This window comes from Parasedimentitalea denitrificans, assembly GCF_011813015.1.
Lineage (GTDB): Bacteria > Pseudomonadota > Alphaproteobacteria > Rhodobacterales > Rhodobacteraceae > Parasedimentitalea > Parasedimentitalea denitrificans.
Genome location: NZ_QHLQ01000001.1, coordinates 403,701 through 425,374, shown reverse-complemented (window position 1 = coordinate 425,374; position 21,674 = coordinate 403,701). Strand labels below are relative to the sequence as shown.

The window sequence follows — 21,674 nt, the reverse complement described above, 5'->3', positions numbered from 1 at the left end:
TCTGGCTTGATGCTTCTTTAGGTTGTGAGTACTGCGTGTGACTCAACTATGTTACGATCGCCCTTTGAGCGAGTTTCGCCAAGTCAAAATCCTTAGTCTTGCGGCGTTTTATCGACGTCGGCACCATTGCAGCAGTAACTTAAAATCGGGTTTTCCGGGCAGGCCGACTAATTCAGTTTTTACAGGTCGCGCCGAATGTGACGTTCTAAAGGCATCCTGTCGCTGTGGCTTGCAGCTTGGCCTGGGGGAAGTGGTGTAAGCACGCCGGGGTGGTGTAGCGCAGAATTTTCACTTTGGCGAAAAAGCATTAGGCCAACGCAGCGTCAGCTGTGGCCAGAAATTGGCGGGGCGGGGAAACAAATAAAGCTGGCTCAAGATGCTATGAAACTGGCCATCGAGCCCAGTTTTAAAAGATGCTGAGGATTTTAGACAGCTTTACACGAGGCTTGGTTTGCAAGTCCTGTGGTTGAAAATAGAGAATTCTAGTTAGGTTAGCGGTTGCGATCAGTGGGCGCTGGGCCACAACTTTCACGAACAACTAGGTCGCCGTGCAACAGTGTTTCAAGCGTCGTTGTGTCCTTGCCTGCCAGTCGATCCAGCAGTTGCTCCATCGCCAGTTCGCCGATCTGGTTTCGGGGCTGACGGATCGTGGTCAGTGCTGGGGTAATGTTGTTGGCAAAGGGGATGTCGTCAAATCCGATCACCGAGAAATCCTCAGGTATTCGGTAGCCGCGCAGTTTCAGCGCGCTGATGACACCAATTGCTGTATCATCGTTGTAGCAGAAGAATGCAGTCGGCAGCGTGTCCTTGATGAACAGCCGTTCAACAGCCGCGCGACCGCCTTCGCTGGATCCATCGCCGTCAACGCGCCAGACGGGCAGGGGGTCGGCTGCCTCGGCCAGGCCTTTGCGGTATCCATCGTGGCGCAGGTCGGATACAGCGTCGCTGCTGTCGCCGGCAATATAGGCTATTTTGCGATGTCCCAGAGAGATCAGGTATTCGGTCGCCATCTTTGAGGCTGCAACATCATCGACCCCGACATAAGGCAGGTCAGCGCGGCTGACTGGGCAGCTTGCGGCCACGATTTGCGGGAAAGCTGAGACGGGGTTGCTGGGGCTGCCCGCAACAGGCAGGTGCCCGGTTAGCAGGATCAGCCCATCCACCATGCCAGAGGACAGGAACCGCATGTGGTTTTCCTCGAGCGAGATGGTGCCCTCGGTATTGCCGATCAGAACCCCATAGCCGCGGTCATTGGCGATCTTTTCCAGACCGATCAGAATGCCAGGGAAATTTGGGTCGGCGATGGATTGGGTCAGGACCATTACCATCCGCGATCGCTGCATGCGCAGGTTTTGCGCCATGGCGTTGGCGATGTACCCCGTACGGGCAATGGCGGCGGTGACTTTCTTGCGGGTGCTCTCGGCGACCTTCTCGGGTTTTCGAATCGCCCGGCTGACCGTCGCGATAGAGACGCCTGCCAGCTTGGCAACGTCTTCGATAGTCGCTGGTCTGTCAGGTGTTTCTTCCAAAACTCATGATCCTCAATTTCGGCGTGCTTGCGGTAGGTTTCGCCATTGTTTTGCAAGTGTTTAGGCAGGTCTATAGCGGCTTTGGCTGCCCCTGAAAAGGTTTGCATTGGTAAATGTAAAGGTTTACACCGCGAATGAAAAGGTTTACATCGAATTTGTGTTTACGAGTTTACTCAGCTGTTAATGGGGAAGAAGATGTTTGACGAGGCACCGGCAGTTACGTCAGTTTTGACGGCAGACCACATTAGCAAGTCTTTTGGGTCTGTGCCGGTGTTGTTCAGTGTCAGCATGGAAATTCACCCAGGTGAAGTACACGCGTTGATTGGTGAAAACGGCGCCGGCAAGTCCACATTGATGAAAATTCTGTCTGGGTTTCACGCGCCGACGTCAGGTCGCATCCTGTATGACGGTGCCGAGGTGACGCTGCCGCCGGATGGTGCGGCCGAGACGCTTGGGATTGTCCTGATCCATCAGGAACTGAACCTGGCCGAGCAGATGACGGTCGAGGAAAACATCTTTCTGGGTCGGGAGCTGACCAGCCGGGGCATGCTACAAAGTGAGAAAATGCGCACGTTGGTGTCTGGCTATCTGCGGGACATCGGCGTTGATATCTCCCCCTCGGCGCGGATTTCGGACCTGTCTATTGCTGAAAAACAGATGGTCGAGGTGGCTAAGGCGATTAGCCGTAATGCCCGTGTGTTGATCATGGATGAGCCTACGGCAGTACTGACCGAGGCTGAAACGGAGTTGTTTTTCCGTCAGGTTGAGCGGCTGAAAGCCAAGGGCGTCGCAATCGTGTTTGTGTCGCACAAACTGTCTGAGGTGAAACAGATCGCAGATCGCGTGACGGTTCTGCGGGATGGCCAGTGGATTGGTTCGCAAGAGGCTGAGACGCTGACACCGGATGCGATGGCACAGATGATGGTGGGTCGCGAGCTGTCTGATTTGTATCCGCCCATGCACGAGGCCGACGTTGATGCGGTGCGGGTGCTAGAGGTTCATGATCTTTGTGCAACGGATGTTCACAATGTCTCGTTTGACCTGCGCAGGGGGGAAATCCTGGGGTTCTCGGGGTTGATTGGGGCAGGGCGCACTGCCGTGTTTGAGGCAATTTGCGGTCTAGCGCCGATCGTGTCGGGACAGATTTTGGTTGATGGGGTCGAAACGCGGTTTGAAAACGTCGCATCGGCGCGCAATGCAGGTGTGGCTTATCTGACCAAAGATCGCAAAGCCAAAGGTCTGTTGTTGGACAAAAAGATGCGGCCCAACCTTACGCTTTTCTCGCTGCCAAAGTTCGTGCGTCGATTTGGTCTGGATGTCGCCGCCGAGGATAAGGCGCTGGAGCGGGCTATTCGCCGTTTTGATATTCGCACCCGTGACGCGAATATCAACGTGGGTGAAATGTCGGGTGGCAACCAGCAAAAACTGTTGTTAGCCAAGGTGATGGAGAGCGATCCGCGTATTGTGATCATTGATGAACCGACGCGCGGTATCGACGTTGGTACCAAACAACAAATCTATCACTTCATTGCCGCGCTGGCCGCCGAAGGCGTGTCGGTTGTGATCATCTCGTCTGAAATGCCCGAGGTTATCGGCATCAGCCACAGGGTTGTGGTGATGCGCGAGGGGCAGGTGATGGGCGTGCTGACAGGCGACGACATTAATGAAAATGAGATCGTGCGCTATGCCGCAGGACTGAAGCGGGAGAGCAAGGGATGAGCGACGTGACAGCAAGCACCGACACAAAAGTCAACTGGATGCGGATTGACATCAAGACAGCAGGCCCTGCCATTGCGCTGATCCTGTTGTGCATCATCGGCTTTCTATTGAACCCGGCGTTTTTGAGTGAGGGCAACCTGACCAATCTGCTGACCCGCTCGGCCTTTATTGGCATCATCGCGGTTGGCGCCACATTTGTGATTACCGCCGGAGGTATTGATCTGTCGGTTGGATCCATGGCTGCGGCGATTGCGGGGGTGATGATCATTATCATGAATTCAGCCATGGAAACGCTGGGGCCGGGGCTGGCCACTGTGTTGCTTGGCTGTGGCTGTTCTATTCTGTTGGGGCTGGGTGCCGGGTGGATCAATGGGATGTTGACCACCAAGGGTAAGATTGAAGCCTTTATTGTGACGCTGGGCACCATGGGCATCTATCGCTCGCTGGTCACCTACTTTGCTGACGGCGGCACGCTGTCGCTAGAGTTTGCCATCCGTGGCGTCTATCGCCCGGTCTATTACGGCAGCGTGCTAGGCCTGCCAACGCCGGTTTGGGTGTTCATCGTAGTGGCGATCTGTGGATGGCTGCTGATGAACCGGACCGCATTTGGCCGCTACTGCACCGCGATTGGGTCCAATGAATCCGTTGCCAAATACTCGGCCATCAAAGTCGACCGGATCAAGACCATGACCTATGTGATCCAAGGGCTATGTGTGTCGCTGGCGACCATCATCTATGTGCCACGGCTTGGCTCGGCGTCATCGTCTACCGGGGTGCTGTGGGAGTTGGAGGCCATCGCGGCGGTGATCATTGGCGGTACCGTGCTGAAGGGTGGGTATGGCCGGATTGGCGGCACCATTCTGGGCGCGCTGATCCTGACCACCATCGGCAATATTCTGAACTTTACCGATCTGATCTCAAATTACCTGAACGGTACGATGCAGGGTCTGATCATTATCATCGCGGTGTGGTTGCAGCGCGGAGATTGGGGCAAGGCAAAAGCCAACAAGAGCTAAGAACTTAAAACTAAGGGAGAAAGTATTCCTAAGTGAGACGAACCGGGCGTCACCGGATTGGAGAGGTGCGCCCAGATTTAAGAGTGGAGGAGTTACTATGAAGACCTTGAAAACCCTGACAGCACTGGCCTTTACCGGCGCATTGTCACTAACCGCAGGTGCGGCGACTGCTGAGAAACTTAGAATTGGTGTCAGCTATCCTACGCCGACCCATGCCTGGGCTGCCGGCATGAACTGGCACGCAGAGCAGGCTGAAAAACGGCTTGAGGCGCTGTATCCTGACATTGACCTGATCCTGGTGAACTCACCTGATCCAAGTGCACAAGCAAGTGCGCTGGAAGATCTGGTGTCGGTCCACAAGATCGACGCGCTTGTTGTTCTGCCGTTTGAATCCGAGCCGCTGACAGACCCTGTGTTGAACGTTAAAAACACAGGCGCGCGGATTACGGTTGTTGACCGTGGTCTTAGCCAGCCGGGGATCGAAGACATCTATGTGGCAGGGAACAACCCGGAAATGGGACGTGTGTCTGCGGTCTACATGAAAAGCCGCCTAGAAGCTGGCGACAACATCGTGATCCTGCGGGGCATTCCGACCCTGATCGACAACGAGCGCTTTGACGCCTTTATGGCTGAAATCGATGGTTCGGGTATCAATGTTCTGGATCACAAACATGCCAACTGGAACCGGGATGACGGGTTCGAAGTGATGCAGGATTTCCTGAGCCGATTCCCGGACATCGATGCCGTCTGGGCGCAGGATGATGACATCGCAATTGGTGTTGTGGCTGCGCTGAAGCAAGCGGGTCGTGACGGTGATGGCATGTTCGTTGTTGGCGGTGCTGGCATGAAGGAAACCATCAAGTCGATCATGGACGGCGATGAGCTGGTCCCAGTGGATGTTCTGTATCCACCATCGATGATTGCAACTGCAATGGATGTAACGGTTGCGTCTTTCAAATCTAATGGTCCGGTAGCTGGCCGCTATATTCTGGGTGCAACTCTCATCACCCAGGACAACGCGAAAAGCTTCTATTTCCCTGACTCGCCGTTCTAACTCTTAGGTTTGAAGTTGCAAAAGAAGGGGGCTGGCGAAATGGCCCCCTTCATTTTTCGGGAGGGACTATCATGAAAACGATCAAGGGACCGGCCCTTTTTCTGGCGCAGTTTGCTAGCGACGAGGCCCCGTTCAATTCCTGGGCGGATATTACAAAATGGGCGTCTGATTGTGGCTACAAAGGCGTGCAAATCCCCAGCTGGGATGGGCGTCTGATTGACTTAGTCAGGGCTGCCAGCTCACGGTCGTATTGTGACGAGTTGGTTGGTGTTGCCGCTGAAAATGGCATAGAAATTACCGAATTATCCAGTCACCTGCAGGGGCAGTTGGTTGCTGTGAACCCAGCCTATGATCACGCCTTTGACGGGTTTGCAGCCGAGCATGTGCGCGGCGATCCAAGGGCGCGTCAGGCCTGGGCGGTGGAACAGGTGAAACTGGCAATCACTGCCAGCTACAATCTGGGTATTACCGAGCACGCAACGTTTTCCGGTGCGCTGGCCTGGCCCTATATCTATCCGTGGCCACAGCGCCCCGAAGGCCTGGTTGAAACCGCCTTTGACGAGTTGGCAAAACGCTGGCGGCCTATTCTGGATCATGCAGAAAACATGGGCGTTGATGTGTGCTATGAAATCCACCCCGGTGAGGACCTGCACGACGGTGTGACATTCGAGATGTTCCTGGAACGGCTGGATAATCACCCGCGATGCAACATGCTGTATGATCCGTCCCACTATGTGCTGCAGTGTCTGGATTATCTCGACAACATCGACATATACAAAGACCGGATCAAAATGTTCCACGTTAAGGATGCCGAGTTCAATCCGACGGGTCGCCAAGGGGTTTACTCGGGCTATCAGTCTTGGGTGAACCGCGCGGGACGCTTTCGTTCATTGGGCGATGGGCAGGTCGACTTTGGCGCGATCTTTTCCAAAATGGCGGCTAATAATTTTGACGGCTGGGCGGTGGTTGAGTGGGAATGCTGTCTGAAGCACCCCGAAGACGGAGCCCGCGAAGGCGCGCAATTCGTCAAGGACCATATCATCCGGGTTACAGAACACGCCTTTGACGACTTTGCAGGCGGTGGCGCGGACGAGGTTGCAAATCGTAAGATGCTGGGACTGGGGGACTGATATGAGCAACAAGAAACCTATCCGGCTTGGTATGGTTGGCGGTGGCAATGATGCCTTTATTGGCGCTGTCCACCGCATTGCGGCCCGCATTGATGGTGAGTTTCAGCTGGTGGCGGGGGCGCTGTCCTCGACGCCGGAAAAGGCGATGGCGTCGGGGGCTGCGCTGGGGCTTGATCCTGCGCGCACCTATGAAGATTTCAAAACGATGGCCGCTGCGGAGGCCGGGCGGGAAGATGGGATTGAGGCGGTGGCGATCGTCACCCCCAACCATATGCATTACCCGGTGGCGCGTGAGTTTCTGAAACACGGCATTCACGTGATCTGCGACAAGCCGCTGACCTCGACCTTAGAGGACGCCAAGACCTTGGTGAAGGTGGTGGAAAGCTCGGATGGGCTGTTCATTCTGACCCACAACTACACCGGCTACCCCATGATCCGGCAGGCGCGCGAGATGGTCGCCAACGGCGATTTGGGTGATATCCGGGTGGTACAGGCGGAATATCCACAGGACTGGTTGACTGAGCCTGAGGACAACAAGCAGGCCGAGTGGCGTACCGATCCGGCCCGGTCAGGGGCAGGGGGATCAGTCGGTGATATTGGCACCCACGCTTTCAACTTGCTCAGTTTTGTCACCGGACTGCAGACCGAGGCGCTGGCGGCAGATCTGCAAAGTTTTGTGCCGGGTCGTGCGTTGGACGACAACGCCCATGTTATGCTGCGATTTGCTGGTGGGGCGCGGGGAATGCTGTGGTGCAGTCAGGTTGCGCCGGGCAATGAAAACGGGCTGCGTTTGCGGGTCTATGGCGCCAAGGGCGGGATCGAGTGGGATCAGGAAGAACCAAACAAGCTGTGGTTCACGCCGTTTGGCGAACACAAGCGTTTGATCACTCGGGGCGGCAATGGGGCTGGTGAAGCGGCAAACCGCGTCACCCGTACACCTGGTGGCCACCCCGAGGGATACCTGGAAGGCTTTGCCAATATCTATGCCGAGGCGGCGCTGGCTATTCGCGCCAAGCAGACCAATACGCCGTTGCCGCCCGAGGTGGTGTTCCCAACGGTTCAGGATGGTCTTACAGGCATGTTGTTCATTCAGGCCTGTGTGAATTCATCCAACGAAAATGCGGCTTGGGTTTCGCTGTAGGGCTTTGGTTGCCACTGCTGATTTCAGAATAACATTCGGGTGCGGTTAGTCGCCTGTGCCCGAATGTTGTCTGGAAATCCATTTCGACAAGGGTTTGGCCGTGAACCCATGGGCGATAAGGCTAAGGAACACAGTCAGAATTACAACAAGAGCAATAACCTCGCCGCCCGGCAGATCACTGTCCAAAACGATAACAACAAATACGATGCTAGCCAGACCGCGGGGGCCGAACCATCCTAGAAATAATCGATCTTTCTTGGTCGAGGCCGTTCTGGTTAGCGAAATGAAAATGGGCAGGATCCTGACTACGGTCAAACTGAGCAGGGCGTAGATCATAATTTGCCACGTCACCAAGCCAATAATACCGGCAACGACTGCTATTCCGAACACAAGCCAGGTCAGCATGGCAAGCGCTTCGCCGATGCCCTCGGCCGCTACAACAAATTGGTGCTTGGACTTTCCCAAAAGACGCCCGAACAACAGGCCACCGGTAAAGGCTGCGATATAACCGCTTCCGTGTAGCTCTGTTGCCAAGGCAAAACAGGCTAACGCTAATGCCGGGACTGTCACCTGCGCCCAAACTTCCGTCAGCCATCCCTTTGACATGCTGAATTTAAGGAGGAGGCCTGCCACCCAAGTCAGGCCCAAGCCTACCACCAGGCCTATACCTATCTCTTCGATAACAATGAGCAGCGGATCGACACTGCTGGCCGCTGTTCCAGTTGCCTCTAATGCCAGAGCAATGAAAATAAACAGGAAAGGAACGCAAATTCCGTCGTTTAATCCGCTTTCAGCATTCAGGCTGGCCCGGATCCAATCTGGCACACGCTCGTCTGCGATGACTGCCTTGCCCAGGGCTGCATCGGTGGCTGCCAGGATGATCCCTAATATGGCGGCTTCATAAATGCTCAGCGTATCAAGCAGTACTAGGGCCAGCACAAAACCCAGCAAAATAACACCGGGCAGGCCGATCAACAGCATCCTTGCCGGGATTTTCAATTTGGATCGTAATACCGACAGTTCAGCATTCGCCGCGTCGCTGAACAGGATCAGAACCAGTGTCATGTCTGCAAGCGCCCGCAGCCCTTGAAGTAGTATCTCGCCTTCAAACCATCCAAGAACCAGAGGGCCCATCAAGATGCCTGACGACACAAATACTACCGGCCCCGAAACCACGCTGCGCTCTATTCGACCAGCCACTATGCTGTAGAGAAACGCAAATATCGCCAGTATGAGAACTTCGCTATGCATTGTTATGTTCCGTTTCTGCAGCGACCATTGCCCATGAGATGGCCTCGCCAATTCATTTGCCACCCTAGCACAAAGAAATTGTTGAGGGAGATTTGTCTGAACACTGGAAAAATCCCCGGGCAGGAGAAGATGAAGATCGCCAAATGGTGTTTATTGCGAGTACGATAAACCAACAAAAAAAGCTTTATTAAGCGATGTTGAACTCTTGCCGCTTATCAAGGCTGGATAGTCTGGAACCGAAACCGAAATTGGGAATGAAATTCATATGACATTTGGCTTTCGCCCCAGCTCTTGGCTTGGTCCCATTCAAACGCGAACTCACCTTCCAACATTGGTGACTTTTGTTGCCGTTCTTGTCGCTTCTTTTTTAGCGGAAAAGCAAAATCTGACGATCCATGACCAAAGTCTTCGTGCGAGTGTCCAACACGAGGCCAGTTTGATCGCGACACGGTTACAGGGGCAGCTGAGCGCTGACATTCAGCTGGTTCAGGGACTGGTGGCGGTGCTTTCAACCGAACCAGACATGAGCCAGGCTCGATTCAGCAAACTGGCCGAACAGGTGCTTGGAGACCATAAAGAGATACGTATCTTGGCCGCCGCTCCGGATCTGATTGTCTCATTGCTATACCCAGTGAAGGGTAATGAGGCGGTATTTGGCTTGGACTACAACAAGAACGAGGCACAGCGTGAGGCCGCTTATCGTGTGCGCGACAGCGGTGAAATGGTGCTGGCTGGACCGGTTAACCTAGTTCAGGGCGGTCGCGGTTTTATCTGCCGCTTTCCAATTTTCGTAGGAACCGGTTCCGACCGAAAGTTTATCGGTATTTTTTCAGCCGTCATAGATGTTGATGCTCTGTACGCGGGAACTGGTGTTACAGATCCGGAATTGGGTATTGAACTGGCGCTGATAGGCCATGATGGAAAGGGCGTGACGGGGGCCCAGTTCCACGGGGACAGCAGTATAGTTGAAGACAACCCGGTACTGGCAGATATCTCATTTCCGGTTGGCAATTGGCAATTGGCGGCACGTCCATTGGGGGGGTGGTCAGTACAACCCGCAAATCTATGGTCCCTTAGGTTTGCACTATTGGTTGCGGGAACGGTCATATTGTTCCCGACGATTCTGTCCGGGCGACTTTCTGCCGCGCGCCGATCGGCAATTCGCACGCTAAAGAGACGTGAACGGGAATTGGAAACGCTTTCATGGCGGTTAAAAGTTGCGTTGGAATCCTCAAAGATGGGGGTCTGGGATTTTGAACCTGACAGCGGCAGTCTGATCTGGGATCAACAAATGTGCGACCTCTCTGGGTACTCCGGAGAGCCCGGCAGTCTTGGGTTGGATGTCTGGTGGAAGTGTCTGCATCCCGATGATCTGAAGACCTCAAGTCAATTCTTTGAGGGGGCACTGCGGGATGGCGGACATTATTCTGAGGATTTTCGCGTTCTTCACCCAAACGGGGACGTACGTCATATTCGTGGAGTTGGCGTCTCGTTCATGGATGCTGATGGCAAAAAACGAATGATCGGGGTGAACTGGGATGTTACCCGTGACATGGAGTTGCGGGACGAACTGATGCGTACCAATGAAGCCCTGCAGCACCAAAATATCGAGCTGTTTGACGGTCAACAAGCGTTGGAACAAGCCCACGCTGAGCTACAGAAACAACAGGCCGAGCTTCACCGGCTCTCGCTGGTTGCCAAACATGCATCTGACAGCATTATTTTGACCGACGCCGACCGTAAAATTGTTTGGGTCAACGATGGATTCACGCGGGTTACGGGATATTCTCTGGGAGAGGCGATTGGCTCTACCCCCAAAGAATTGCTTGTCGGCCCGAAATCAGATCCGACAGTGATGGAGCATATTGCGGCCCATCTGGCGCGTGGTGAGCGGTACCATACAGAGGTGCTGAACTACAAAAAGTCAGGAGAAGAAATCTGGATTAGTACTCACCTGGTTCCGATTTTTGACGATGAGGGGCAGGTTGAACTGGTTCTCGGGATTGAGCGCGATGTCACCGGCTCCAAAACGCGTCAGCGTGAATTGGCAGAGGCTAAAATCGCGGCTGAACTGGCTGACCGGGCCAAGTCAGAGTTTCTGGCAAATATGAGCCACGAAATTCGCACTCCGATGAATGGGATCATTGGAATGGCGGGTCTTTTGGCGGAATCTGATCTTGGCGCGGATGAAAAACAATACGTGGAAACGATTCAGGATTCTTCTGATGCATTGTTGAAAATCATCAATGATATCCTTGATTTATCCAGATTGGAGGCCGGACAGTTTGAAATTTCATCAACTGCCTTCGATCTGCGCCACTGTGTTGACCGTTCGGTAGATCTGCTAAGACCCAAAGCCAGCGAGAAAGGGATCTCAGTTGATGTCCATTATGCCGACGGCCTGGTGGACCGCGTGCTTGGCGATGATGGGCGAGTGCGGCAGATCCTGGTGAACTTGATTGGCAATGCGGTAAAGTTCACCTCTGAGGGAAGTGTGACGATCAACGTAGGGGCCGATCGCGATGATCCTTATCGGTTGTTGATAGAGATTGAGGATTCCGGGATTGGTATTTCTCCAGATCAAGCAGAGCATATTTTTGACCGGTTCTCGCAGGCGGACGCGGCCATTACGCGGGCCTTTGGCGGTACCGGTCTTGGGCTGACCATCTCTAGTGCCTTGGCCAAAAGAATGGGTGGTGACATCACGTTGCGGTCAGAGCTGGGCGAGGGATGTTGTTTCACCCTCTGCCTGCAAATGTCGCCTGCTGAAAGTGATGGGAAAGACGCAGATATGGCTGTCGTATCCCCCGCAACCATGCTGAGCGAAAGTCGAATACTATTGGCAGAGGACAACCGCGTTAATCGGCTTCTGATCCATAAATACCTGAATGATCAACCTCTTGAGTTGGTTGAGGCGGTAAATGGACGCGAGGCTGTGACCCTGTGTCAGACACACGCTCCGGATATTGTGCTGATGGACATGTCGATGCCAGAACTGGATGGCATCGCAGCCACACGTGAGATCCGGGCGCTAGATATCGAGCAGCCGACAATTGTTGCCCTGACAGCCAACGCCTTTGAAAGTGATCGTGAGGCCTGCCTGGCAGCGGGGATGGATCATTTCCTGTCTAAACCCATCAACAAATCCCATCTGATCGATACACTTGCGACCCTACAGGCTGAACGGCGGCTTGGGTTGAGCTAGCAGTAAACTGATCGACGACTAGACGGCGCAAAGCGGCTGAAACAGCTGGGATGCGCACACCTGTTTTCTGACAGGTATGCAGTTTCTTGCGGCAATTTTTCTGAACTGCGCCATCTATCTATTCCAGAACAGCAGGATCCAAGCGCAAATAACCGGATCTGCTGGTGTTGGTCGACCCGGAGGTTCGGCACTATGGAATACGTTTTGAGTTTGGCTCCACTGTTTATCAAGATGGCAATAGTCGTGGGCATTCTGCTGCTTCTGCCGCTGCCTTTGACCTGGTTGGAACGAAAAATTGCCGCGCATATCCAACAACGGCCTGGCCCGATGCGGGTTGGGTGGCATGGACTGCTGCAACCACTGGCTGACGCAATCAAACTGCTGACCAAAGAAGATCACATTCCGGCGCAAGCTGATCGGATGTTGTTTGCGATCGCTCCTGTGGTGGCGCTGGTGCCGCCGTTTCTGGTGTTTGTCGCCATTCCGTTTGGTGAGCCCGTTCAGATCTTTGGCACCACGGTCACGCTGTCATTGGCGGACCTGAATGTTGGATTACTGTTCATTCTGGCAGCTTCCGGGATCGGGGTGTTCGGCACTATTCTTGCTGGGTGGGCCTCGAACAGCAAATATGCGGTTTTGGGTAGCCTGCGGTCCATTGCGCAGATGATTTCCTATGAAATTCCAATGGGGTTTTCTGTGATCGGCGTTGTGATGCTGGCCAACTCTATGCAGTTGAGCCAGATCGTCGCAGCGCAGGAGGGGTTGTGGAATATCGTAGTGCAACCGATTGGATTTTTTGTATTCTTTGTCGCTGGTCTGGCTGAGGCACAGCGAATTCCATTTGATCTGCCCGAGGCCGAAGGCGATCTGGGTGCAGGCTATCACACTGAATACAGCGGTATTCGGTTCTCTTTGTTCATGCTGGCGGAATACCTGGTTTTGGTTTTTTTAGCCTTTCTGAACGTGCTGCTTTTCTTTGGCGGTTGGCTAGGTGGTCCGGCGTTTTTGCCGCCTTTCCTGTGGCTGTTTATCAAGGTCGGTTTCTTCATTTGGGTGTTTATGTGGTTGCGTTTCACTTTTCCGCGCTACCGTTATGACCAGTTGATGACCATCGGCTGGAAAGTTTTGTTGCCGCTTTCGTTACTTAATATTTTAGTGAGCGGCTTTTTGATGTTGTAGAAAACGGGTCAATTGCAATGGCTAGAACAGGAGTAAAACAAAGCAGTTGGATTGGGCGGGTATTCTTTGCCGATTTGTTGGCCGGGTTACGTCTGACACTGGGATACATGATGTCCAAAACTGTGACACATCACTACCCTGATCATGAAAAATGGGTGCCTTACCAACGTCACCGGGGCCACCATTTTATGAATACCAATGAAGCGGGCGAGGTGAATTGCGTTGCTTGCGGGCTGTGTTCAAAAATCTGCCCCTGCAATTGCATTACCGTTATCCCGTTCGAAAATGATCAAGGTGACCGCCGACCCAAAGTGTTTGATATCGATCTGGCTCGCTGTCTGTACTGTGGATTGTGCGAGGATGCCTGCCCGGCGGACGCGATCAAACTGGGGCAGGAATATGAGGTCTCGACTACCAACCGCGCCACACTGAAGGTGCATTTGGAGGACCTGATCGCGGCGCCGCGAAAGTCCGAGGATGGCGGCGACATCAAACCAGCAAAATTGGATTCAGCCGGTAGTCAGCATTCAATTCTGAGACCTGAATCGGATGCTGGCCGGGATTGGTGGTCCCGAGTCCGAAGGGATTAACAGCCAAGATTGTTTGGCAATTGGCCCGCAACAGCAACAGGAAAGGGCGAAAAATGTATGTCAGCACAATATTGCTCCAGAAGGGAGCTGATATCTATTCGGTTGGGCCAGATGACAGCCTGATGACGACGGCTCAGTTGTTTGACGCTAAAAAAATTGGTTTTGCGCTGGTTATGGATAAAGACGGGAACCCGTTAGGTGGGATCTCGGAACGTGAGATTTGTTCAGCAATGGCGAGCCCAGATGGTGCCGGGCGGCAGACACCAGTTCGGGATGTTATGCATTCAGAAGTGGCCAGGTGCGCGCCGGGTGACAATCTGATCCGGATTATGGCGATGATGACCGGCGGACGAAACCGCCACATGCTGGTCTTTGACAATGATGAATTGAAGGGCGTGATCAGCATTGGCGATGTCGTCAAGCACCGGCTGGACGAGATCATGCGCGAGGAAGAGGAACTGCTCAAATACATCGAGGGGACTGGCTACAGTCATTGAATTTCGCGCCACCTGATCGCGTGAAAACCTGATCAGGAGCCACACTCAGGGGACGGAAATGGAACGTGAGTTTTTTCTGCTGCTGTCAGGGGTTGCAATCATATCAGCGCTGCTGGTGATTGTGGCACGAAATCCTGTCCATAGTGCCTTGGCCCTTGTCGCTTGTCTGGTTCAGGTCGCTGCGATTTACATTCTGCTAGGCGCGCCGTTTTTGGCGGTGATACAGATTTTTGTCTACGTCGGGGCAGTGATGGTGCTGTTTTTGTTCGTCATCATGATGCTGGACGTCCGCAAGGAAGCGAAAACCCGATATCTAAAGAAAGCGGCATGGCCCGGCCTAGTGGTGCTGGTGGTCTTGGCGGCAGAACTGTTTGTCTTGTTGATGCAAAGTGCCAAGATACACACGGTCATGGGACCGGGACTGGCGATCACCGAACAGCCATCCGTCGAAGATCTTAGCCTCTTGCTCTTCCAGGATTTCCTGCTTCCGTTTGAGGTCGCCTCGGTGATTTTGCTGGTTGCCTTGATCGGGGCGGTGATTTTGGCCCGCCCAGATGAGGCTGTGGCAGCTGACAAACCCCAGAATGGGGGGCGCCGATGATCCCGACGCTTTGGTATTTGATCCTTGCAGTGACTTTATTTGTGATCGGGGCGGCGGGTGTTTTGCTGCGCCGTAACGTGCTGATCGTTCTGATGTCGCTAGAGCTGATGTTGAACAGCGTGACCATCAATTTGCTGGCCTTTGGACACGTGCTGCAAGATCTGCGCGGCCAGATCATTGCCATTTTCGTTATCGCCATCACAGCCGCCGAAGTCGCGGTGGCCTTGGGCATTCTGGTTGCCCTGCTGCGCAATAAAGACACGTTGGAAGTGGATGAACTGACCATCTTGAAGGGTTGAGATTTTTGGAATTATTGTTATCGATCAGACCACTACTGGCAGTTTTAGTCAGCCTTATGGCTGCTGTCTTGATCTTGTGTCTGCGCCGCCGGGCTAACCTTCGGGATACGGTTTCGGTTGTGGCGGCGGTGGTGAAATTTCTGATCGTGATCTCGCTGGCCCCGCTGGTGATGGCAGGTGGCACCCATGATCTGACCCTGTTTGAGGTGCTGCCAGGGGTGGCGTTTTCTTTTCGGGTTGATGCGTTGGGCATGGTGTTTGCAACGGTTTCCAGCCTGCTGTGGATCCTCGCGGCGCTGTATTCCATCGGCTATATGCGCAGTCAGAACGAACACGCGCAGACCCGGTTTTTTGCCGCCTTTGCGGTGTCGCTGTCGGCTGCCGTTGGCGGTGCATTTGCGGCCAACCTGTTCACATTGGTGATTTTCTACGAGGTCCTGAGCCTAGTTACCTATCCACTGGTTTACCACAAAGAGGATGATGCCAGTTGGTCAGGCAGTCGCCGCTATATGGTCTATTTGCTTGGCGCGTCGAAATCCTTGCTGCTGGCCGCATTGGCGCTGACCTATCATCTGGCGGGTACGTTGGATTTCATGCCGCGTGGCCTGTTTGGTGGTGTCGACGCATCCGGCGCGCTGCTTAGCGTGGTCTATTTCTGCTATCTGTTTGGTTTTGCCAAGGCGGCGATCATGCCGTTCCATGCGTGGTTGCCAGCCGCGATGGTTGCGCCAACCCCGGTCAGCGCCCTGCTGCACGCGGTGGCCGTGGTCAAAATGGGTGTGTTCTGCCTGTTGCGGGTGATTTTCCATGTCATGGGTGTTGATCTAATGGGCAGCCTTGGGCTTGGCATCGCCACGGCCTATCTGGTGTCGTTCACCATTGTCATGGCGTCGATCTATGCGCTGACACGTGATGACCTAAAGGCGCGGCTGGCCTATTCAACGGTCAGCCAGCTGTCCTACATCATCCTTGGTGCAGTGTTGCTGACGCCGATGGCGGCCGTTGGTGGAGTGACCCATGTCGCTGCGCATGCGTTTTCAAAAATCACGTTGTTCTTTTGTGCCGGGTCAATCTACTGCGCCTCGCACCGTCGCAATATCAGCGATCTGGCTGGCATCGGGCGGCAATTGCCCTGGACAATGGCGGCGTTTTTCATTGGTTCGCTTGGGATGATAGGGCTGCCGCCGACCGGTGGGTTCATCAGTAAATGGTATCTGGTGTTGGGTTCTGCCAACGCGGGCGAGATGGTGTTTTTGGCGGTTCTACTGGTCAGCGCCGTGTTGAATGCCGCGTATTTCCTGCCGGTCACCTACACCGCCTTTTTTGAACGCGCGAAACCCCAACAGGATCAATCGTTGGTCGCCATGCAAGAGGTGCGCGAGATCCCGATGGTGGCGGTGCCGCTGATGGTAACGGCTGTTTTGTCTGTTCTGCTGGGGCTGACCCCTGGATTTTTTGTTGAACTGTCGCAGCTTGTTATGCGCGGGGCGGGGTTGTGATGATTGCTGGTTTGGTGAATTTCTTTGGAGAGGCCCGATACGCAAAACAGCGCTGGCGGCTATTGCAAGCGGTGCTGGTTGTGATTGTCATCGCCGATTTTTTCGTGCCACGTGCGCATACCTATTACTTTTGGCAGACCATTCCGGGGTGGTCGGCGGGCTTTGGGTTCGTCAGCTGCGTCGCCATAATTTTCATCAGTAAGTTCATCGGCCACAGCGGCGGCATAATGCGCGATGAGGATTACTATGATTGAGTGGCTGCACCCTGCATTTCTGATGCTTCTGGGCGCGCTGGTGCTCCCCTTGCTGCGCGGGGTTTGGCAGAAATCGCTTTCAGTGCTGGTGCCTATACTGGCCCTCATTAGCGTTGCGCAGATGACTGCCGGTAGCAGCGGGCACGTCCATTTCGCCGGGGTGGATCTGGTACTGTTTCAGGCCGATCAACTGTCGTTGGTCTTTGCTTGGGTGTTTGCGATCATGGCGGTGATTGGCAATATCTATGCTTGGCACATTACGGACACTGGCCAACGGGTTGCGGCGTTCTTGTATATCAGTAGCGCATTTGGTGTGGTCTTTGCCGGTGATTGGTTCACCCTGCTGGTGGCCTGGGAGGTAATGGCCTTAGCCTCGGCCTATCTGATTTTTGCCTCGGCTAATGCAGCAGCGGTGGCTGCTGGGTTTCGCTATCTGATGGTGCATGTCGCCGGTGGAGTACTGCTGTTTGGTGGCATCATATTGCACGGTGTGCAGACCGGGTCGTACCTGATTGGGCCGCTGGATCATGGGCAGGGTGGGTTGGCCTATAACCTGATCCTTATATCCTTCATGCTGAACGCCGCCGTGCCGCCGCTTAGCGCGTGGCTAACGGATGCCTACCCCGAGGCAACGGTGACAGGCGCGGTATTCCTCAGCGCTTTTACCACCAAAACTGCGGTCTATGTGTTGATCCGCAACTATCCGGGGGCCGAGGTGCTGATTGGGTTTGGTGTCGCAATGGCGCTGTACGGCGTGGTGTTTGCGGTGCTGGAAAACGATTGCCGCCGGTTGCTGGGCTACCACATCATCAGTCAGGTCGGGTACATGGTGGCCGCCGTGGGCATGGGGACAGAGATGGCCCTGAACGGTGCTGCCTCACATGCCTTTGCACATATCCTGTACAAGGGGCTGCTGTTCATGGGCGCAGGGGCGGTGATCCTGATGACCGGGCGCCGCAAGCTGACCGAGCTGGGCGGGTTGTATCGCACCATGCCAATAACGGTCTGCCTGTATATGATCGGGGCGCTGGCGATCTCGGCCTTTCCCCTGTTCAGCGGCTTTGTCAGTAAAAGTATGATCATTTCTGCCGCCGCCGGGGATCATCGCGCGGCCGTGGCATTGCTGCTGACCGTGGCCTCGTCCGGGACGTTTCTGCACACCGGACTAAAGCTGCCGTATTACATGTTCTTTGGCAAAGACTGCGGGCTGCGACCGGCCGAGCCGCCACGGAATATGTTGTTGGCAATGGGGATTGCTGCGGTGTTCTGCATTGGGATTGGTGTGTTCCCGCAACTGCTGTACGCCCAGTTGCCTTATCCGGTGGACTATCACCCCTACAGCGGCGCCCATGTAACCGAGAGCCTGGGGGTGCTGATGTTCACCCTGTTGGCCTTTGTTCTGTTCTTGAAATATCTGGATCCGGAAAAGACCATAAGCTTGGACACCGACTGGGTCTATCGTCGTGGTGCCAGCCTGTTCATGTGGATCGCCCGCCGTCCGGTGCTGATCTGGGAACAATGGCTGACTACGCTGGGCGACGGGGCAGGGCTGCGGTTGTTGCACCGTCTGTCACGGGGCAGCCTGCGTGTTGATATGATGGTGATTGATGCGATCGTGAACGGGGTCGCATTGACTGCGCTGCGCCTGGGGTCCGTGTTGCGGCAGTTGCAAACTGGGATCGTGTCGCATTACGCGGTGGTGATGGTCGCCGGGTTGATCCTGCTGCTTGGTTGGCCGCTATACATCGCGATGGGGGCACCATGATGGGCGTGCCGCTCCTTAGCCTCATGATCCTGTTGCCCGCTGTTGGGGCTGTGTTGGTGCCGTTTTTGCGGGATGCGCAAACCGCCCGCTGGTTCGCCTTTGTGTTTCTATTCGCCGACTTCCTGCTGGCGGTTTGGGTGTTGGTGGGCTTCGACGCCAGTTCGGCAGCGATGCAGTTTGGCGAGCATTATGCCTGGGTGCCGTCACTGGGCATCAGCTATCGCTTGGGCCTTGATGGGATCAGCGTTTGGTTCGTGTTGCTGACAACGCTGTTGGGCTGGATTTGCGTGTTGGCGTCCTGGACATCGATCACCACTCGGGTACGCGAATTCATGACCTGCCTGCTGGCAATGCAAGGCCTGATGGTCGGGGTGTTCTGCGCGTTGGATATGATCCTGTTCTACATCCTATGGGAGGCGATGTTGGTGCCGATGTACCTGATCATCGGCATCTGGGGCGGCGACAATCGGATCTATGCAGCGTTCAAGTTCTTTTTGTATACGTTGGCGGGTAGCCTGCTGTTTCTGATCGGTATTCTGCTGCTGTATTTCAACGGCGGGCAAACCTTTGATGTGCTGGCCCTTATGGATGCAGAGTATCCGTTCACCTTGCAGGTCTGGGTCTTTCTGGCCTTTCTGGTGGCCTTTGCGGTTAAGGTGCCTATGGTGCCGCTGCACACTTGGCTACCGGATGCCCATGTGCAGGCGCCGACGGCGGGCAGTATCATTCTTGCAGGTGTATTGCTGAAAATGGGTGCCTATGGCTTCCTGCGGTTCTCTCTGCCGATGCTGCCCGAGGCCTCGCATTATTTCGCACCGATGATGATCGCGCTGTCGGCTGTGGCGATTGTCTATGGCGGCTTTTTGGCGCTGGTGCAGCGCGACATCAAAAAGCTGATTGCCTATTCGAGCGTCAGCCACATGGGGTTCATCACTTTGGGCCTGTTCACATTTGATACTATGGGCCTGTCCGGCGCGGTGATTCAGATGTTCAACCACGGCATCACCACCGGTGCGCTGTTCCTATGTGTGGGGCTAATCTACGAGCGTACCCACTCACGCGAGATCGCGAGTTATGGCGGGCTAATCAAGGCGGTGCCGCTGTTTGGCATATTGTTTGCGGCTTTTCTGCTGGCCTCGATGGCGGTGCCGGGGCTGAACGGGTTTATTGGAGAGCTTCTGGTACTGGCCGCAGCCTTTGGAGTTAGCGGCTGGGCCGGGGCCGCCGGGGTTCTGGGCGCGCTGACCGGTGCGGCCTATCTGATGGGCGTCTATCGCCAGATGTTGCTGGGGCCAACTGCCGCGCCGTCCGAGGCGCCGCTGTGGGATCTGAACCCGCGAGAGCTGCTCTGTACCCTGCCGCTTATACTGTTTGTGGTCTGGTTCGGGCTCTATCCGAAGCCATTTCTGACCATTCTACAGCCTTCACTTGATCACCTAATGATCCAGTTGTCCCTGCCAGTGGTGACACCATGAGGAGGGCAAGATGGATCTAACCCAAATCAAGATGTCTGTGCAGCTGTCTGGCCCCGAGATCATCGTTATCCTGGGGGCATGTGTCGTGTTGATGCTGTGTCTGGTGCCGCGACCGGGGCAGGGTGGGCTGATTGCCGGCCTGTGTCTGCTGATGATCGCGCTGGCTGCTGGGATGAGCGCAACACTGGGGCACGTGCCGCAGTCCGCCTATCAGGGGATGTTCGTCGTCGACGGAATTTCGACCTATTTCAAACTGGTACTGTATCTGGGCACGGCGCTGACCGTGCTGATGTCAGGCGGCTACCTTAGGGCGGAAAACACCGACAAGGGCGAATACTACGTGTTGTTGCTGTTTGCCCTGTCGGGGGCGATGATCATGGTGTCCGGCACGGATTTGCTAATCATCTACATCGGGATCGAGCTACAGGCCCTGTCGATCTATGTGCTGGTGGGGTTCCTGACCACCAATACCCGCTCAAACGAGGCGGCGCTGAAGTATGTCATTTTGGGTGCGTTTTCGTCCGGGTTGCTGCTGTTCGGCCTGTCGCTGTTCTACGGGTTGACCGGAACCACTCAGTTGGGCGCAACGGCCACGGCGCTGGGCAATGCGGATGCACAGGACCCGATGTTGATACTGGCAACGCTATTTCTGCTTGCTGGGTTGTTGTTCAAGGTCGGCGTGGTGCCGTTTCACATGTGGTTGCCCGACATCTATGAGGGCGCGCCGTCGCCCGTGACTGGCTTTATGTCCACCGTCGGCAAGGTTGCCGCCTTTGCGGTGGTTCTGCGCGTGCTGATGCAGGACCTGACAGCGCTGGATCCGGTTTGGCGTGACAGTGTTGTGGTTGTGGCGGTGCTGACCATGGCTGCGGGCAGTCTGGTGGCCTTGGTGCAGACCAATATCAAACGGATGCTGGCCTATTCCTCGATTGCGCATGGGGGCTTTCTGCTGTTGGGCCTGCTGGCGGGTGGCAGCGACGGGTTGGCCAGCGTGATGCTCTATCTGTTGGTGTTTACGCTGATGAACCTTGGTCTGTTTGCGGTGATTATCCTGCTGAACCAAGGCGCGGACCGTGGAGAGCCGATTTGGGATTTCAGCGGCCTAGCCAAGAGCCACCCCGGATTGGCGCTGATTACACTGGTCCTGTTGCTGTCGCTGGCGGGTATCCCACCAACCGGGGGCTTCTTTGCCAAATTCTATGTTCTGGCCGCACTGGTTTCCTCTGGCCAAGTCACACTGGCGGTGATCGCGGTGCTGTTCAGCGCGGTGTCAGCCTGGTTCTACCTGCGCATTATCATGTTGATGTATATGGATGAAACGGATCACCCAGCCGAGGTTCTGATGACGCCGTCGTTGCGTGTGGCGCTGGCGGTGACACTGATCGGTACCATTATGACTGGCGTTCTTCCTGCCTTGTTTCTTGACGTGGCGCAGGCCGCAGCAAGCGCCGGTTTGGGTTGAAATTGCCC

Annotated in this window: 18 protein-coding genes; 16 read left to right on the top strand and 2 right to left on the bottom strand. The window is 55.0% G+C overall.

Annotation, left to right across the window (positions count from 1 at the left end; all coding sequences use genetic code 11):
- Positions 1–491: 491 nt before the first annotated feature.
- A complete protein-coding gene (locus DL239_RS02070; RefSeq protein WP_167681736.1) occupies positions 492–1,529 on the bottom strand; it encodes a LacI family DNA-binding transcriptional regulator in 1,038 nt (345 codons plus the stop codon).
- 195 nt (positions 1,530–1,724) lie between these two features.
- Here DL239_RS02070 and DL239_RS02065 point away from each other — a divergent pair, with 195 nt between their 5' ends.
- The 5 genes from DL239_RS02065 (at position 1,725) to DL239_RS02045 (ending at position 7,589) form a co-directional block, all read left to right on the top strand.
- A complete protein-coding gene (locus tag DL239_RS02065) occupies positions 1,725–3,248 on the top strand; it encodes a sugar ABC transporter ATP-binding protein (RefSeq protein WP_206188303.1) in 1,524 nt (507 codons plus the stop codon).
- 38 nt (positions 3,249–3,286) lie between these two features.
- Complete coding sequence (locus DL239_RS02060) at positions 3,287–4,264, top strand: ABC transporter permease (RefSeq protein WP_240931682.1); 978 nt, start codon at positions 3,287–3,289, stop codon at positions 4,262–4,264.
- A gap of 97 nt (positions 4,265–4,361) precedes the next feature.
- Complete coding sequence (locus DL239_RS02055; protein WP_167681730.1) at positions 4,362–5,318, top strand: substrate-binding domain-containing protein; 957 nt, start codon at positions 4,362–4,364, stop codon at positions 5,316–5,318.
- 71 nt (positions 5,319–5,389) lie between these two features.
- Entirely contained in the window at positions 5,390–6,448 is a 1,059-nt protein-coding gene (locus DL239_RS02050) for a sugar phosphate isomerase/epimerase family protein (protein WP_167681728.1), read from the top strand.
- Position 6,449: 1 nt separating this feature from the next.
- The gene (locus DL239_RS02045; protein WP_167681726.1) at positions 6,450–7,589 is read left to right on the top strand and encodes a Gfo/Idh/MocA family protein; all 1,140 of its coding nucleotides are present in this window, start codon (positions 6,450–6,452) and stop codon (positions 7,587–7,589) included.
- 45 nt (positions 7,590–7,634) lie between these two features.
- Here the strand turns inward: DL239_RS02045 and DL239_RS02040 are convergent, their stop codons facing one another.
- Positions 7,635–8,840 carry a cation:proton antiporter gene (locus DL239_RS02040; RefSeq protein ID WP_167681724.1) on the bottom strand — a complete coding sequence of 402 codons (1,206 nt, stop codon included), beginning with the start codon at positions 8,838–8,840 and terminating at the stop codon, positions 7,635–7,637.
- Between the two features lie 265 nt (positions 8,841–9,105).
- Between DL239_RS02040 and DL239_RS02035 the strand changes: the two genes are divergently transcribed.
- From DL239_RS02035 to DL239_RS01985, 11 genes are all read left to right on the top strand, one after another.
- Positions 9,106–12,045 (top strand): PAS domain-containing protein, encoded by a 2,940-nt coding sequence (locus DL239_RS02035; protein ID WP_167681722.1) that lies wholly within the window; start codon positions 9,106–9,108, stop codon positions 12,043–12,045.
- A gap of 192 nt (positions 12,046–12,237) precedes the next feature.
- A complete protein-coding gene (gene nuoH / locus DL239_RS02030; RefSeq protein ID WP_167681720.1) occupies positions 12,238–13,224 on the top strand; it encodes an NADH-quinone oxidoreductase subunit NuoH in 987 nt (328 codons plus the stop codon).
- Between the two features lie 17 nt (positions 13,225–13,241).
- Positions 13,242–13,814, top strand: coding sequence for a NuoI/complex I 23 kDa subunit family protein (locus DL239_RS02025; RefSeq protein ID WP_167681718.1), 573 nt, complete (start codon positions 13,242–13,244; stop codon positions 13,812–13,814).
- Positions 13,815–13,885: 71 nt separating this feature from the next.
- Positions 13,886–14,311: a CBS domain-containing protein gene (locus DL239_RS02020; protein ID WP_206188302.1), complete on the top strand. Its 426-nt coding sequence runs from the start codon at positions 13,886–13,888 to the stop codon at positions 14,309–14,311.
- A 58-nt stretch (positions 14,312–14,369) separates the two neighbouring features.
- On the top strand, positions 14,370–14,912 hold the full coding sequence (locus tag DL239_RS02015; RefSeq protein ID WP_167681714.1) for an NADH-quinone oxidoreductase subunit J family protein: 543 nt from the start codon (positions 14,370–14,372) through the stop codon (positions 14,910–14,912).
- The gene (gene nuoK, locus DL239_RS02010) at positions 14,909–15,211 is read left to right on the top strand and encodes an NADH-quinone oxidoreductase subunit NuoK (RefSeq protein WP_167681712.1); all 303 of its coding nucleotides are present in this window, start codon (positions 14,909–14,911) and stop codon (positions 15,209–15,211) included. The genes DL239_RS02015 and nuoK overlap by 4 nt, the downstream gene beginning before the upstream one ends.
- Complete coding sequence (locus DL239_RS02005) at positions 15,208–16,710, top strand: monovalent cation/H+ antiporter subunit D family protein (RefSeq protein ID WP_369410524.1); 1,503 nt, start codon at positions 15,208–15,210, stop codon at positions 16,708–16,710. Before nuoK ends, DL239_RS02005 begins: the two co-directional genes overlap by 4 nt.
- Complete coding sequence (locus DL239_RS02000; RefSeq protein ID WP_167681708.1) at positions 16,710–16,964, top strand: hypothetical protein; 255 nt, start codon at positions 16,710–16,712, stop codon at positions 16,962–16,964. The genes DL239_RS02005 and DL239_RS02000 overlap by 1 nt, the downstream gene beginning before the upstream one ends.
- Positions 16,957–18,729 (top strand): Na(+)/H(+) antiporter subunit D, encoded by a 1,773-nt coding sequence (locus DL239_RS01995; protein WP_167681706.1) that lies wholly within the window; start codon positions 16,957–16,959, stop codon positions 18,727–18,729. Before DL239_RS02000 ends, DL239_RS01995 begins: the two co-directional genes overlap by 8 nt.
- Positions 18,729–20,204, top strand: a complete 1,476-nt coding sequence (locus DL239_RS01990; protein ID WP_167681704.1) for an NADH-quinone oxidoreductase subunit M — start codon at positions 18,729–18,731, stop codon at positions 20,202–20,204. The genes DL239_RS01995 and DL239_RS01990 overlap by 1 nt, the downstream gene beginning before the upstream one ends.
- 10 nt (positions 20,205–20,214) lie before the next feature.
- Positions 20,215–21,666, top strand: coding sequence for an NADH-quinone oxidoreductase subunit N (locus DL239_RS01985; protein ID WP_167681702.1), 1,452 nt, complete (start codon positions 20,215–20,217; stop codon positions 21,664–21,666).
- Positions 21,667–21,674: the final 8 nt, after the last annotated feature.

What these genes read in the sequence shown, in the direction of transcription:
- DL239_RS02065 (WP_206188303.1), top strand. Translation starts at nt 1,725, where the DNA reads ATGTTTGACGAGGCACCGGCAGTTACGTCAGTTTTGACGGCAGACCAC.
- DL239_RS02060 (WP_240931682.1), top strand. Translation starts at nt 3,287, where the DNA reads ATGCGGATTGACATCAAGACAGCAGGCCCTGCCATTGCGCTGATCCTG.
- DL239_RS02055 (WP_167681730.1), top strand. Translation starts at nt 4,362, where the DNA reads ATGAAGACCTTGAAAACCCTGACAGCACTGGCCTTTACCGGCGCATTG.
- DL239_RS02050 (WP_167681728.1), top strand. Translation starts at nt 5,390, where the DNA reads ATGAAAACGATCAAGGGACCGGCCCTTTTTCTGGCGCAGTTTGCTAGC.
- DL239_RS02045 (WP_167681726.1), top strand. Translation starts at nt 6,450, where the DNA reads ATGAGCAACAAGAAACCTATCCGGCTTGGTATGGTTGGCGGTGGCAAT.
- DL239_RS02040 (WP_167681724.1), bottom strand. Translation starts at nt 8,840, where the DNA reads ATGCATAGCGAAGTTCTCATACTGGCGATATTTGCGTTTCTCTACAGC.
- DL239_RS02035 (WP_167681722.1), top strand. Translation starts at nt 9,106, where the DNA reads ATGACATTTGGCTTTCGCCCCAGCTCTTGGCTTGGTCCCATTCAAACG.
- nuoH (WP_167681720.1), top strand. Translation starts at nt 12,238, where the DNA reads ATGGAATACGTTTTGAGTTTGGCTCCACTGTTTATCAAGATGGCAATA.
- DL239_RS02025 (WP_167681718.1), top strand. Translation starts at nt 13,242, where the DNA reads ATGGCTAGAACAGGAGTAAAACAAAGCAGTTGGATTGGGCGGGTATTC.
- DL239_RS02015 (WP_167681714.1), top strand. Translation starts at nt 14,370, where the DNA reads ATGGAACGTGAGTTTTTTCTGCTGCTGTCAGGGGTTGCAATCATATCA.
- nuoK (WP_167681712.1), top strand. Translation starts at nt 14,909, where the DNA reads ATGATCCCGACGCTTTGGTATTTGATCCTTGCAGTGACTTTATTTGTG.
- DL239_RS02000 (WP_167681708.1), top strand. Translation starts at nt 16,710, where the DNA reads ATGATTGCTGGTTTGGTGAATTTCTTTGGAGAGGCCCGATACGCAAAA.
- DL239_RS01995 (WP_167681706.1), top strand. Translation starts at nt 16,957, where the DNA reads ATGATTGAGTGGCTGCACCCTGCATTTCTGATGCTTCTGGGCGCGCTG.
- DL239_RS01990 (WP_167681704.1), top strand. Translation starts at nt 18,729, where the DNA reads ATGGGCGTGCCGCTCCTTAGCCTCATGATCCTGTTGCCCGCTGTTGGG.
- DL239_RS01985 (WP_167681702.1), top strand. Translation starts at nt 20,215, where the DNA reads ATGGATCTAACCCAAATCAAGATGTCTGTGCAGCTGTCTGGCCCCGAG.